This window comes from Comamonas sp. DB36, assembly GCF_057914905.1.
On sequence record NZ_CP196631.1, the window covers coordinates 3,304,603 to 3,318,515 of the forward strand.

Here is a 13,913-nt window from a genome sequence, read left to right on the forward strand (position 1 = left end):
TTCCTCTCAGCTCTGTGCGTCCATGTCCTCCTCTCTCGCCCTTCGACTGCCGGCCCAGGCTCTGACCCTGGCGCCGACCGAAACTCCCCACGCCTTCCCACCTGCCGCACGCACGCGCATTGCCTGGCGGCGCTCGCTGGGCGCGCGCCTGCAGCTGATCTTCGCGCTGGCGCTGGCGCTGGGCTGGGGCTGCGCCGGCGTGGGGCTGTGGGCGCTGGACCGCAGCCAGGACGCGCTGCACCGCGTGATGGCCGAGCGCAGCGCCGCCGAGCGCCAGGTCGCCGACGCGTTCTGGCTGCAGTCGCGCAACATCGAACGCCTCAAGGCCATGGCGCTGAGCTCGGAGCCCGAAGTCGGCGACGTGCTGGGCGCCGAGGTCGCGACCGACGAAAAAGCCTATGCCCAGCTGCGCCAGACCGTGAGCCAGCGCACGCACAGCGCGGCCGAGCAGACGCTGTGGCAGGACCTGGACCAGCGCCATGCGGACTTTCTGGCCGCCAGCGCGGCCCTGGTCACGGCGCGCGACAGCGGCCTCACGCAGCGCATACGCGAGACCGTGGACCAGCGGTTCCTGCCCGCGGCGCAGGCGCTGACGCAGCAACTGCAGGCGCTGTCGAACTACCAGCGCCAGGCGATGGACGACGCCGCGCGCGCTGCCGGCGAAAGCGCCGCCACGGCACGCAGCGTGCTGCTGGCGCTGTGCGCGGCCTCGGTGCTGCTGGGACTGTGGCTGGGCTGGGCGCTGCGCCGCTGGATCGTGCAGCCGCTGGCCCAGGCGCACAGCGCGGCCCAGCGCGTGGCCGCGCTCGACCTGCGCACCGACCTGGAAAGCCGTGGCCGGGACGAAGCCGGCCAGATGCTGGGCGCGATGGCGCGCATGCAGACCAGCCTGCGCGATCTCGTGGGACAGCTCCAGGGCGCGACGCGCCATGTGGCCCACGCTTCCGAAGACATCGCACGCGGCAACCACGACCTGTCGCAGCGCACCGAGCATGGCGCGCTGCAGCTGCAGGCCGCCAGCGAGCATCTGGCAATGCTGTCCGAGACCACGACGCTGGCCACCCAGGCCGCCGAGCGCGGCCAGCAGGTGGCCCAGCAGGCCAGCGCCAGCGCCCAGGCCAGCGGCGCCTCGATCGAGGCGCTGGCCGGCACCATCCACCACATGGCGGGCAGCGCCCAGCGCATTGCCGACATCACGGGCGTGATCGACACGCTGTCGTTTCAGACCAATCTGCTGGCGCTCAATGCAGCCGTCGAAGCCGCGCGCGCCGGCGAACATGGCCGCGGCTTCAGCGTGGTCGCGGCCGAAGTGCGCGCGCTGGCCAACCGCAGCGCGGCCGCGGCCAAGGAAATCAAGCAGCTGGTCCAGGCCTCGAACGCCCAGGTCGATGAAAGCAGCCGCCTGGCCGTCCAAGCGCGCGCGCGCACCGCGCAGATGCTCAAGGCCATAGAACAGGCAACGCTCAGCATGGCCGACATCACCAGCCAGGCCCAGGGCCAGCAGCAGGACATCGCTGCGCTGCACGAAGCCGTGCATGCGCTCAGCGACCACGCCCAGCACAACTCGGCGCTGGTGCAGGAATCGGCCGCCGCGGCGCTGAGCCTGCAGGATCAGGCCGGCGCGCTGTCGCGCATCGCGACGCGCTTCGCGTTGCCGGCCTGAACCTCACCACCTCAGGCAGCACCCGTTCGTGGTGAGCTTGTCGAACCATGAACGTCACGCCCCATGCCACGCGCGCTGCATGGCCGTGGTCGCCGCGGCCCGACAGTCGCCAGCGCCTTACCTGACCGGCGTGATCGGCAAGTAAAACTGCCCGCCGGCCTGCTGGAACTCCTGCGCCTTGGCCTGCATGCCCTGGGCCAGCGCCGCGTCCTCGGCCAGGCCCTTCTGCGCGGCGAATTCACGCACTTCCTGGGTGATCTTCATCGAGCAGAACTTCGGCCCGCACATCGAGCAGAAATGCGCGACCTTGGCGGCGTCCTTGGGCAGGGTTTCATCGTGGTAGGCCTGGGCGGTGTCGGGGTCCAGCCCCAGGTTGAACTGGTCCTGCCAGCGGAAGTCGAAACGCGCCTGCGACAGCGCGTCGTCGCGCGCGCGCGCTCCCGGATGGCCCTTGGCGACGTCGGCCGCATGCGCGGCGATCTTGTACGCCATGATGCCCTGCTTGACGTCGTCGCGGTCGGGCAGGCCCAGGTGCTCCTTGGGCGTCACGTAGCACAGCATGGCCGTTCCCATCCAGCCGATCATGGCCGCGCCGATGGCGCTGGCGATATGGTCGTAGCCCGGAGCGATGTCTATGGTCAGCGGACCCAGCGTGTAGAACGGCGCCTCATGGCAGTGCTTGAGCTGCTCCTCCATGTTCGCCTGGATCAGATGCATGGGCACATGGCCCGGGCCTTCTATCATGGTCTGCACGTCGTGCTTCCAGGCGATCTGCGTGAGCTCGCCCAGCGTCTGCAGCTCGGCGAACTGGGCTTCGTCATTGGCGTCGCTGGCGCAGCCCGGGCGCAGGCCGTCGCCCAGGCTGAAGCTCACGTCGTACTGCTTCATGATGTCGCAGATGTCCTCGAAATGCTCGTAGAGGAAGCTTTCGCGGTGGTGCGTCATGCACCACTTGGCCATGATCGAGCCGCCGCGCGAGACGATGCCCGTGCGCCGCGCGGCCGTGAGGTGGATGAAGGCCAGGCGCACGCCTGCGTGGATGGTGAAGTAGTCGACGCCCTGCTCGGCCTGCTCGATCAGCGTGTCGCGGAAGATCTCCCAGGTCAGGTCCTCGGCCACGCCGCCGACCTTCTCCAGCGCCTGGTAGATGGGCACGGTGCCGATGGGCACGGGCGAGTTGCGCAGAATCCAGTCGCGCGTGGTGTGGATGTTCTTGCCCGTGGACAGGTCCATCACGTTGTCCGCGCCCCAGCGCGTGGCCCAGACCAGCTTCTCGACTTCCTCCTCGATGCTGGACGTCACGGCCGAGTTGCCGATGTTGGCATTGATCTTGACCTTGAAATTGCGCCCTATGGCCATGGGCTCGATTTCAGGGTGGTTGATGTTCGCGGGAATGATGGCCCGGCCGCGCGCCACTTCCTCGCGCACGAATTCCGGCGTGATGATCTTCGGGATGCGCGCGCCCAGCGGGTTGCCCGCGAGGCGCTGCTCGCGCGCCGTGTCCTGCTGGTAGGCAGCTATCCATTCGCGCCGGCCGTTCTCGCGCAGCGCGACGTATTCCATTTCGGGGGTGATGATGCCGCGGCGCGCGTAGTGCATCTGCGTCACGTTGGCACCGCTCTTGGCGCGGCGCGGCTGGCGCTGCAGGCCCGCGGCCTCGGCGCGCAATTGCTTCAGGCGCAGTGCTTCATCGCTGCGGCCGCCGTCATCGAGCGCGACGCGCGGGCGGCCAACGTACCACTCGGTGTCGCCGCGCGCGTCTATCCAGGGCGCGCGCAGGTTGGGCAGGCCCTGGCGGATGTCGATCTGCACGCCAGGGTCGGTATACGGGCCCGAGGTGTCGTAGACGCTGACCTGTTCGCCATTGGTCAGCGCGATGTCGCGCACGGGCACGCGCAGTTCGGGATGCAGCTGGCCCGGCAGATAGCTTTTGCGCGACGCAGGAAAAGACTGGCGCGATTGCGCGAGCAGATCCGCAAAGGACGGGGCTGGGGGGGTGGAAAATTCCGTATCGCGGGCATTCATCGCAGTCTCCTCGGATGGTGGTTGGATCAACAACGCTCCGAGGAATGCCAGGCCGAGCCTGTCGCCCGCCCATTGCCGCTGGGGCTGTGGACGGACCACCGCCGGCCGGGGGACTTGCCCCGCACGCGCACCCAGGTGCACGAGCAGCCATGGGTGGCGCGGATGGAAGAAAGCACTGCAGTCTTGATCGGTGGCAGGCACATTGCCCCCCACCACTGACTTCTGCCTCCCCCACCCCGCTTCAGGGTCTCGCTCTTCTTCCGCCGGTATGAACCGGATCAAGTTCGTCGGGTTCGCCAGCCAGCCTGTTCACACAGACCGCCTGGCATCTCAGCGCATAAGCACACCCCGGAGCTGCGATGAGTATAACGGCGTCGGCGACGCAATGGAATCGGGGCGGCGAGCGTCAACGGCCCTGGGCGCTGAGCAGCCGGTCCAGCCGCGGGTAGACGCGCCGCGCATTGCCCTCGAATACCTGCTGCATCGCCTGCGCCGAAAGCCCCTGCACCGCATCCACATAGCGGCGCGTATCGTCGAAATGAAAGCCGGTCTGCGGATCGATGCCCTTCACGGCGCCATGGATCTCGGAAGCGAAAAGCACGTTCTCGACCGGAATCACATCGAGCAGCAGGTCGATCCCGCGCTGATGGTAGACGCAGGTATCGAAGAACACGTTGTTCAGCAACTGCGTCAGCGGCGGACGCTGCAGCTGCTGCGCCAGCCCGCGGTAGCGCCCCCAGTGGTAGGGCACGGCGCCGCCGCCATGCGGAATCACCAGGCGCAGCGTGGGAAAGTCCTTGAACAGATCCGACAGCAGCAGCTGCATGAAGACCGTGGTGTCGCCGTTGAGATAGTGCGCGCCTGTGTGGTGAAAGTTGGCATTGCAGGAGCAGCTCACATGCACCATTCCCGGGACGTCCAGCTCCACCATCTTCTCGTACAGCGGATACCAGTGGCGGTCGGTCATGGGCGGCCCGCTCCAGTGACCGTCCGACGGATCGGGGTTCACATTGCAGCCGACAAAGCCCAGCTCGGTGACGCAGCGCTCGAGTTCGGCCACGCTGGCCCAAAGGTCCGCGCCCGGCGATTGCGGCAGCTGGCATACGCCCGCGTATTCGCGCGGATAGAGCTGGACCACGCGGTGGATCAGGTCGTTGCAGGCCTGCGCCCAATGCGCGCTGGTCTGCACGTTGCCCACATGGTGGGCCATTGCCCCGGCCGTGGGCGAGAACACCGTCATGTCCACGCCGCGCGCGCGCTGCGTCGCCAGCTGGTTGCACTCCAGGCTCGCGCGGATCTCGTCGTCGCTGATGCGCGCGTCGGGGTACAGCGCCGGGGCTCCGGGCTCGAACAGGCGCGCCTTCTGGCGCTGGCGATAGTCGCCCAGCGCCTTGGGCGCGGTGGTGTAGTGGCCGTGGCAGTCGATGATCATGGGCGGGTCGGGAGCTTCAGTTGAGATGGATGCCCGATTCGCGGATCACCTTGTCCCACGCGGCGGTTTCCTTGCGCGTGCGCTCGGCCAGTTCCTGGGGCGCGCTGACATGCAGATCCACGCCCTGCTCGCGCAGGCGCGCCTCGAACGCCTTGTCGGCCGCCAGCTTGCCCAGCGCCGTGCCCAGCTTTTCCACCACTGCCGGCGGCACGCCGACCGGGCCGAACAGGCCATACCAGGTGGTGTATTCGAAGCCCGGCAGCCCGGCCTGCTTGATGAGCGGGAAATCCTTGTAGGTGGGCGACTGCGACCTGGAGCTCACGCCCACGACGCGCAGCAAGCCCTTGTCCACCATGCCCTTCATGGACGGCAGGCTGCTGAACATGGCCTGCACCTGGCCAGACGCCAGATCCGTCATGGCCTGCGACGAGCCCTTGTAAGCCAGATGCCGGCCCTGGATGCCGGCCTGCTGCATGAACCACTCGGACGCCAGATGCGCCAGCCCGCCCACGCCGGCGGAAGCAAAGTTCAAGGTGCCGGGGTTGGCCTGCGCATGGTCAATAAGTTCCTTGACCGTGCGCACCGGCAGCTGGCTAGACACCACCAGCACATGCGGGCTGGTGGTGACCATGCCCACCGGGGACAGCTGCGTGAGGATGTCCACGCGCTTCCTGCTCAGCAGCGGCTGGATCACGACGTTGCCCGAAGCCGCGAACAGCAGCGTGTAGCCGTCGGCCGGCGCACGGACCACGGCATTGGTCGCGGGCACGCCCGCGCCCCCGCCCAGGTTCTCCACCACCACGGACTGGCCCAGCTCCTTGCCCAGGGCCTGGGCGACTTCGCGCGCCACCACATCGGCCGGGCCTCCAGCCGCAAAGGGCACGATGAAGCGCAGGGTCTTGCTGGGGAAGGCGTCGGCCTGGGCATGCGCATGGTGGGCAACGAAAGTCGCGCACGCGCAGATGGCTGCCTGCAGCAGCACTCGCTTGGTGGTCATTGTTGTCTCCTTGGTGAAACCCTCTGATCGGGGCCAGCAGACATCGTAGAAACACCATGGCGACAACGGAACACCGTTTCACCTAGCGTAACGGCCGCCGGATCGCGCCAGCAGGCACAACGGCCTGCCGATCTCAGTTTGGATGCCAGGTGGACCGCAAGGCGGCGACGGAGACGCCGCCCAGCTGCCAGGAAATCTGCGCCGCGGTCTGCGTTATGACAGGACCAAAGGATTCCAGTTGCGCCGGCGTCAGGCGATCGACCGGACCCGAAACGCAGACCGAGCCCAGCACGGCGCGGCGCACTCCGTGCACGGCGGCGGAGATGCTCGCGGCACCCGCGCTGCGCTCGCCCGCAGTCACGCTGTAGCCCGTGCGGCGAATCGCGTCGTAGACCGCACCGGCTTCGCCCAGCGCAGCCAGAATCACGTGGCCGGCGGAGCCTTTGTCCAGCGGCAACAGTTCGCCCGAACGCACATGGCGGCGAATGCCGCGCGGCCCCTCCACGCGCAGCAGGCAGCTGCGCACGCTGTTCTCGTAGACGTAGAACGACGCGCTCTCGCCCGTCGCTTCCGCCAGCGCCATCAACTGCGGCTCGATGATGGCGTTGACGTCGAACTGCGCCTGATAGCGCGCGCCCAGAAAGCCCGCGCTGGGTCCGAGGCGCCAGGCGCCGTCCGCGGCGCGCTGGACCAGAAAGCCATCGGCGGCCAGGGTGCGCGCCAGTCGCAGCACCGTGGGCTTGTGCATGGCCGTGCGCCGCGCCAGCTCGGCGAGCGAAACAAAGCTTTCATCGCCCGAGAAGGCCTTGAGCAGCGCGAGCGCGCGCGCGACCGCAATGACATGCGTCATCGGTGCCTCAAAAGCCTTTCAGTTGCAGCCATTCGCCCGGATCGGCGCGCGTGGCGCGCAGGCGGTTGATCGGCGCGTCGATATCTTCCCAGCCGAGCGCAATGCCGAAGGCCACCTCATAGCCTTCGGGCAGCGCCAGCGCGCTGCTCAGCGTCTCGCCAAAGCGGCGCCAGAACCCCTGGGCGCAGGTCGCCAGCCCCTGCTCCACGGCCAGCAGCATCAGCGACTGCAGATAGATGCCCAGATCGGCCCACTGGGCCAGCCCCATGCGCGCATCGACGCTCACGAAGATGCCTACGGGGGCGCCGAAGAACTGCGCGTTGCGCGCCAGCTGATTGAGCCGTGCGAGCTTGTCGTCGCGGCCTATCGACAGCGTGCGGTACAGGTCTTCGCCGTTCTCGAAGCGGCGGCTGCGATAAGGCTCCCAGAGGCTGGGCGGATAGGAGGTGCCGGTGGGCCCGTCCTTGGGCTCGGCCCGGGCCACCACTTCCAGCAGTTGCGCCAGCGGCGCGCCGGTCAGCGCAGTCACGCGCCAGGGCTGCAGGTTGCCGCCCGAGGCGGCGCGCGCGGCCGAGTGCAGCATCGAGCGCACCACGGCGGCCTCGGGCACGCGGGGCAGGAAAGCGCGCACCGAGCGGCGCGCATGCAGGGCATCTTTCACATTCATGGCATTGGGTCCTCCAGACGACACACGGGCGAGTCTAGCCGCCGCCGACGGAACACAATGGCAGGCAGCGGTCACTCACCTTCCTTTATGGGAATGACATGTGTGAAGTATGCGATCGCAGCGCGCGTCGGCGCGCTTTTCTGACGCTTGCGGCGGCCAGCCTGTTCAGCGGCCCATTACAGGCTGCAGACCTGCAGCCTGCGCCCGCCCTGGCTCCGGACGAAGCGCTGGCGCGACTGCAGGCCGGCAATGCGCAGTTCGTCCAAGCCCCCTCGCTGTGCGCGGCCCGGCTGTCTGAGCAAAGGGAGCAGCTCGCGACCCACCAGGCACCGTGGGCCGCCATCGTCTCCTGCGCCGACAGCCGCGTGCCCCCCGAATTGCTGTTCGGCGGCCTGGGCCTGGGCCAGCTGTTTGTCGCGCGCAATGCGGGCCATATGCCCGATGCCGCCACGCTGGGCACCATTGAATACGGCTGCTGCGTGCTGGGCATTCCACTGGTCGTGGTGCTGGGCCATGAGCGCTGCGGCGCGGTGGCTGCGGCCTGCGCCGTGGTGCAAGGCAAGGCGCGTTATTCCGGCTTCATCGCGCCGCTGGTCGCGGCCATCGTTCCCGCGGCACGCGCGGTGGCGGACCAGCCCGGCGATTTTCTCGACAACGCGGTGCGCGAAAACGCGCGCCGCACGGCGCAGGTGATTGCGACGCGCAGCGCATCGATCGCCCAGGGCGTTGCCGACGGCAAGGTGCGCATCGTGGCCGCACGCTACGACCTGGACAGCGGACGCGTCGAATGGCTCTGACGCGGCCTACTTGCCCATCAACTGGTCGATCTTGTCCTTCTCGAACTTCTGCGGCCGCTCCGATTCGCAGGGCACGCAGTCGTCGGTCTTGGTCTGGGCCGAGAGTTTCTCTATCGCCTGCCACAGCAGCGCGATCTGCTGCTCGTGGCCGGCCGCGCCTTCGCTCAGTCCGCGCATGGCCTGAGAGATGGGGTCGTCTTCCTGGGTCACGCCATAGGCCGTAAACGCGCGCGGCGCGGCCGCGGGCGCGTCGTGGTCTATGACATCGGCGCTCTGACCGGCCTTGGACGGCAGGATGCGAGCGGGAATGCCCACGGCCGTGGCGCCGGCCGGCACGGGCTTGATGACCACGGCATTGCTGCCGATCTTCGCGCCGTCGCCGACTTCGAAGCCGCCAAGCACCTTGGCGCCGGCGCTCACCACGACATCGCGGCCCAGCGTGGGGTGGCGCTTGACGCCCTTGTACAGCGACGTGCCGCCCAGCGTCACGCCGTGGTAGATGGTGCAGCCGTCGCCCACCACCGCGGTCTCGCCTATCACCACGCCCATGCCGTGGTCGATGAACACGCGCTCGCCTATCACCGCACCGGGATGGATCTCAATGCCCGTGAGCCAGCGCCCCATGTGCGAGATGAAACGACCCAGCCATTGCAGGTCATGGGTCCAGCACCAGTGCGCGGGCCGCTGCAGCCAGATGGCGTGCAGGCCGGGGTAACAGGTCACCACTTCCCAGGTGCTGCGTGCCGCAGGATCACGGTCGAGAATGCACTGGATATCGGAGCGCAGGCGTGCGAGCATCGCGGGGAGAAATTAGTGGGAAGTCGGTCAGTCTAGCGGTTTGGCGGCGTGCTTTGCAGCATGGCTTTGGCGACACCGCGCAGGATGTGGATTTCTTCGGGGCTCAGTTGCGCGCGATTGAACATCTGGTTCAGCCGCGGCATGAGCTTCTTGGGCGCCGCGGGATCGAGGAAGCCGATGTGCGTGAGCGCCTGCTCCCAATGCGTGAGCATGCCGCCCACCTGGGCCGCATCGGCGCGGTCGGGCAGCTGCGCGGGCGCGGCGTTCTCGAGCGCGAAGCCGCCCAGCGCCTGGCGCCATTCATAGGCGATCAGCTGGATTGCCGCACCGAGATTGAGCGAGCCGAATTGCGGATTCGAGGGAATCGACAGCGCCACGTCGCAGCGGTACACATCTTCGTTGGCCATGCCGAAGCGCTCGCAGCCAAACAGAAAGGCCACGCCGGTTTCCGGGGCGGCCGGGGTTTCGGGCGCGGCAGATGCGGGGCGCAGCTTGCCCTGGACCAGCATCTCCAGGTGCTGGCGCGGCGCGCGCGTGGGCGGGCCGAAGTCGCGCGGCGTCATTGCCGTGGCGCACAGGTGGCTCATGCCGTCGAGCGCCTCGTCCAGCGTCTCGACGATGCGCGCCTGGGCCAGCACATCGAGCGCGCCACTGGCGCGCTGTATGGTCTCCTCGCGCCGCAGCACGTTGGCCCAGCGCGGCGCAACCAGCACCAGGTCGTCGAAGCCCATGGTCTTCATGGCGCGGGCGGCAGCACCCACATTGCCGGCATGGCTGGTCTGGATCAGGACGAATCGGGTCTTCATGGCATTCACAAAAGCGTTGGCAAAAGGCGGCAGATGCCAAAGGTTGCAGCACAAAGCGCAGCAGAAATCGGGCAGGCCGGGTAAAATCGCCAGCCATTGTCGCCGCCCGCATCGCCGAGGCCGGCCTTCCCCTGTTCTTACCCGCGTGTTGCGCTGCCTTTTTGCAGCGCGGCGCCAACGCTCACAATCTATGTCGTCTACCCTGCATCCCATGCTCAACGTGGCTATCAAAGCCGCACGCGCCGCCGGCGCCCTCATCAACCGCGCGGCTCTTGACGTGGAATCCGTGCGCATCGCACAGAAGCAGGTCAACGACTTTGTGACCGAGACCGACCAGGCGGCCGAAAAAGCCATCATCGAAACGCTGCTGACCGCCTACCCCGGCCACGGCATCCTCGCCGAGGAAACCGGCCAGGAATTCGGTGCCAAGGATTCCGACTTCGTCTGGATCATCGACCCGCTCGACGGCACGACCAACTTCATCCACGGCCTGCCCGTGTACTGCGTGAGCATCGCTCTGGCCGTCAAGGGCAAGATCGAGCACGCCGTGGTCTACGATCCTTCGCGCAACAACCTGTTCACCGCCACGCGCGGCCGCGGTGCGTTCCTCAACGACCGCCGCATCCGCGTGAGCAAGCGCGCGCAGATGCGCGACTGCCTGATCGGCACGGGCTTCCCGTTCCGCCAGGGCGACAACTTCAAGGCCTTCATGGCCATGGTCACCGACGTCATGCCGCGCGTCGCGGGCGTGCGCCAGTCGGGCTCGGCTGCGCTGGACATGGCCTATGTCGCTGCGGGCTTCAGCGACGGCTTCTTCCACAACGGCCTGAGCATCTGGGACGTGGCCGCGGGCTCGCTGCTGATCACCGAAGCCGGTGGTCTGGTCGGCAACTACACCGGTGAAGCCGACTTCCTCGAGCAGCGCGAATGCATGGCCGGCAACCCCCGCGTCTACGGCAACCTGGTCACGCTGCTGGGCAAGTACAGCAAGTTTGCCGGCGCAGGCGAAAAGGCCGGCGTGCGCCAGGCCCTGGCCGAAGACGGCGAGCCCGCCGCTGAAGAAGCCGCTCCCGCGGACGACCAGGCCTGATTTCAGCGCCGCAAAGAAAAAGCCGCCTTGCCAGGCGGCTTTTTTTCGTCTGCGCCCCGGCTCAGGGCGCGGGCAAGGCCGGCGCCACCGACGCCACGCTGCCCAGCCGCTGGTGCCAGCCCACAATCGCAATGCGCCTGCCACAGCGGTCGAACACCGGCATGATCTGCACCAGTTCCTCGTGCAGCCGGCCCGCGCTGTCGCGGTTGACCAGCCGGCCTTCCCAGCGCTGGCCGGCCATCAGCGTGGACCACAGGTCGCGATAGGTCGCCTGCGGCGTCTGCCCGCTGGCGACGATCGATGGCTTGTTGCCGCGCAGCGCAGCCAGAGCGTGGCCGCTTTCCTGTTCATAGCGTGAATTCGCCCAGATGATGCGGCCGTCGGCATCCGTGAGCACCGCGGCCATGGGGCTCACGCGCAGCGCCTCGCGCAGCACGTCATGGCGCTCCTGCACCGCGCGCAGGCAGCGGCCCAGCGTACGCAGGCGCAGCACCATCGCGCCCGCCAGCATCAGCAGCGTGAACGACACCGAGGCCACCCACCAGCGGTCGCGCCAGGTCATCAGCACGCTCACGTTGTCCAGCGCCACCAGCTCCCACGCGCCTTCGGGGTCGTTCCAGTTGAGCGCACGCCGGTCGACCAGATGGCGCGCGCCATCGACGCGCACTTCCACGCTGTCTTCGGCGAACGGCAGGGCCGACGCCACGCCATTTTCGAAATGCCCGCCGAACAGCCCGCTCTGGCGCACGGCGTCGATGCGCTGCTGCGTCAGCGGCGCGGTCATCGCATAGCGCCAGTCGGGCCGCGTGGAGGAAAACGCCACGCCATGCGGATCGAGCAGCAAGGTGGTCAGGTCGTTGCGATTGAGCACGGCATCGAGCGCCGCGGCGTCGGTCTTGAGCACCACCACGCCCAGCACGGGTGAATCGATCGATTCGCCGGAACGCACGGGGGCGACATAGAACAGGTTGCGTGCATGCGTGCCCGCCTCCAGCGCCGCGAACACGCTGGGCCGGCCCAGCATGGCCTGGCGGAAATAAGGCAGGAAAGCCTGCAGCCGTGCGGGCGACACGCGCTCACTGTCGTCCTGGGCCATGCTGCGGCCGTCGCGGTCCATCACATGCACGCTGAGCACGGGCAGGCGCATGCGCAACTGCGCGAAATGCAGCTGCACCACTTCGGGCGGCACATCGAGGCCGCGCGCGAGATCCTTGATCGCCGGGTCGGCCAGGCCGACCGCGACCGCGCCCGACAGCGTGACGCTTTGCAGCGTCTGCGCCAGCAGCGCCTGGCGCGTCTCGTCGAGAATGCGTTCGCGCTGCTGGGCGCGATCGTCCAGGCGCCACAGCGTCACCGCCTGCACCGCGAGCAGCGCGCCCACGCCGGCAGCGAGCGTAAGCCCCAGCAGCTCGCGCAGGCGCGAGCCTTCGCGCCGGGGCGCAGGCCCTCCCGGGAGCCAACCCGCCATGGCATTCAGGCCCTGGCGCCAAGCCGCCATTGCCCGTGTTCGTTCACTCTGATCCTGCATGCCAGCCCTCTTGCCTCTGTGCACCGCGGCCGGCTCATGGCCGCCACGATCCAGCATTTCGTTGTTATATGCCGATCGGCAGACGGACTTGTAGCGCCCGTTTTCTGCCTGGTCCGCGCGCTGATGTGGTGACACCAAGCCGCGTTTCCGCTGGCAGATACTAACAACCCTGGCGAGGGTTACCCCTGAAAGACAAACGAGCAGCCCCGGTGCAGGGGTGCCGCGGGGCTCATGCGGCAGGCGCGGCCAGCCACTCGATCGCGCTCTCGGACTGCGCCGGCGGCGCGAAACCGGTGATGCTCGCGGCCGTGGATTGCTCGACCAGCACGCAGGTCTTGCCGGTGCGCCGGCAATGGTCCTGCACGCGCCAGTAGGCGCCGTGGCTCAGGCAGCCGGTCTGGCAGATCACCAGGTCGGCGGCCTCGAAGCTGGCCTCGAGGTCATCGGCCCCGGCATCGGAGCTCAGGCCGGGCAGCGCAACCGCGCCGGTCTCGGCCGGCGCGCGGTGATCGCGCAGCTGCCATTGCAGGCGCTCGAGCGCCATGTTCTGCATGAGGACGCGCACCGCATCCATGCGCTGTGAACGCTCCCAGGACAGCGCGGTGTCGCGCACGATCACGGCCGCGCGCAGCCGCATGGCTTCGCCCTGCAGGCGCGCGATTTCCGCGGCCTGGGCGCGCACCAGCGCGTCGCAGCGCGTCTGCGCCTTGCCGAAGTGGCGCATCAACGCGTGGTACTCGCTGATGAGTTGCGGGATTTCGTGCGCGGCAAGGTGCATGGTCGGCCTCGGCAGAGTGCGGTCGCGGCACGCGGGCCGCAGGAAATGGAATGCCGGGAAAGACCTGGATGCCAGGCCATCGTGCGGCGGTCTAGCCCTGATTCGTCCCCTGCGGGAAGCGCTTTACAGGATAGGCCGCAGTGTATATCAATTGAGACTTATTCTCATTCAAATCACTTGTCCGACGCGTGCGCAATGCGGCGGTGGCTCACGCCGGCGCAGTCTAAGTCCACGCGCTGGGTGTGGCACTTGGCGCCGGACACAGCACAGCCGCGTCATCGACAATAATGTGCTCTTCACCCGCACGGCCTCGCCTGCCGCGCCGGGAATGCCACCGGCACGCACTGCGCCTTGCCGGTTTTCCCCAGAGGATTTTTTGCGACTGCGCGTAGATTGCAGCAATCTGCGCCACCTGCCCCCGAAATTGCCGGGCTGCACGCCATTCCAGCAGCCAACCTAAGTTATTGATTCAAAAGTGATTA

At 67.9% G+C, this 13,913-nt stretch carries 12 protein-coding genes and 1 riboswitch; of the genes, 3 read left to right on the forward strand and 9 right to left on the reverse strand.

Translation table 11 applies throughout. The features are described 5' to 3' along the window. Positions 1-22: 22 nt before the first annotated feature. On the forward strand, positions 23-1,663 hold the full coding sequence (locus ACSVDO_RS15505; protein WP_489593244.1) for a methyl-accepting chemotaxis protein: 1,641 nt from the start codon (positions 23-25) through the stop codon (positions 1,661-1,663). 117 nt (positions 1,664-1,780) lie between these two features. On the opposite strand, the gene thiC is transcribed toward ACSVDO_RS15505, so the two are convergent. From thiC to ACSVDO_RS15530, 5 genes are all read right to left on the reverse strand, one after another. Next, the gene (gene thiC / locus ACSVDO_RS15510; RefSeq protein WP_489593245.1) at positions 1,781-3,688 is read right to left on the reverse strand and encodes a phosphomethylpyrimidine synthase ThiC; all 1,908 of its coding nucleotides are present in this window, start codon (positions 3,686-3,688) and stop codon (positions 1,781-1,783) included. 238 nt (positions 3,689-3,926) lie between these two features. Next, a riboswitch (TPP riboswitch) is annotated at positions 3,927-4,049 on the reverse strand. A gap of 45 nt (positions 4,050-4,094) precedes the next feature. Further along, the gene (locus ACSVDO_RS15515; protein WP_332537960.1) at positions 4,095-5,120 is read right to left on the reverse strand and encodes an amidohydrolase family protein; all 1,026 of its coding nucleotides are present in this window, start codon (positions 5,118-5,120) and stop codon (positions 4,095-4,097) included. 16 nt (positions 5,121-5,136) lie between these two features. Next, entirely contained in the window at positions 5,137-6,117 is a 981-nt protein-coding gene (locus ACSVDO_RS15520) for a Bug family tripartite tricarboxylate transporter substrate binding protein (RefSeq protein ID WP_489593248.1), read from the reverse strand. Positions 6,118-6,250: 133 nt separating this feature from the next. Next, positions 6,251-6,967, reverse strand: a complete 717-nt coding sequence (locus tag ACSVDO_RS15525; RefSeq protein ID WP_332537958.1) for an IclR family transcriptional regulator — start codon at positions 6,965-6,967, stop codon at positions 6,251-6,253. Positions 6,968-6,974: 7 nt separating this feature from the next. Beyond that, the gene (locus ACSVDO_RS15530; protein WP_489593250.1) at positions 6,975-7,634 is read right to left on the reverse strand and encodes a nitroreductase; all 660 of its coding nucleotides are present in this window, start codon (positions 7,632-7,634) and stop codon (positions 6,975-6,977) included. A gap of 98 nt (positions 7,635-7,732) precedes the next feature. On the opposite strand from ACSVDO_RS15530, the gene ACSVDO_RS15535 reads away from it, so the two are divergent. After that, entirely contained in the window at positions 7,733-8,431 is a 699-nt protein-coding gene (locus ACSVDO_RS15535) for a carbonic anhydrase (RefSeq protein WP_489593252.1), read from the forward strand. Between the two features lie 6 nt (positions 8,432-8,437). Here the strand turns inward: ACSVDO_RS15535 and cysE are convergent, their stop codons facing one another. After that, positions 8,438-9,229 (reverse strand): serine O-acetyltransferase, encoded by a 792-nt coding sequence (gene cysE, locus ACSVDO_RS15540; protein WP_332549647.1) that lies wholly within the window; start codon positions 9,227-9,229, stop codon positions 8,438-8,440. 32 nt (positions 9,230-9,261) lie between these two features. After that, on the reverse strand, positions 9,262-10,035 hold the full coding sequence (locus ACSVDO_RS15545; protein ID WP_332537954.1) for an RNA methyltransferase: 774 nt from the start codon (positions 10,033-10,035) through the stop codon (positions 9,262-9,264). Between the two features lie 190 nt (positions 10,036-10,225). Here ACSVDO_RS15545 and ACSVDO_RS15550 point away from each other — a divergent pair, with 190 nt between their 5' ends. Next, positions 10,226-11,125 carry an inositol monophosphatase family protein gene (locus tag ACSVDO_RS15550; protein WP_489593255.1) on the forward strand — a complete coding sequence of 300 codons (900 nt, stop codon included), beginning with the start codon at positions 10,226-10,228 and terminating at the stop codon, positions 11,123-11,125. A 61-nt stretch (positions 11,126-11,186) separates the two neighbouring features. Here the strand turns inward: ACSVDO_RS15550 and ACSVDO_RS15555 are convergent, their stop codons facing one another. Together ACSVDO_RS15555 and ACSVDO_RS15560 are read right to left on the reverse strand one after the other, a co-directional pair. Next, on the reverse strand, positions 11,187-12,593 hold the full coding sequence (locus ACSVDO_RS15555; RefSeq protein WP_332549648.1) for a PAS domain-containing protein: 1,407 nt from the start codon (positions 12,591-12,593) through the stop codon (positions 11,187-11,189). 289 nt (positions 12,594-12,882) lie between these two features. Beyond that, positions 12,883-13,431, reverse strand: coding sequence for a DUF2325 domain-containing protein (locus ACSVDO_RS15560; RefSeq protein ID WP_489593256.1), 549 nt, complete (start codon positions 13,429-13,431; stop codon positions 12,883-12,885). Between the last annotated feature and the right edge of the window lie 482 nt (positions 13,432-13,913).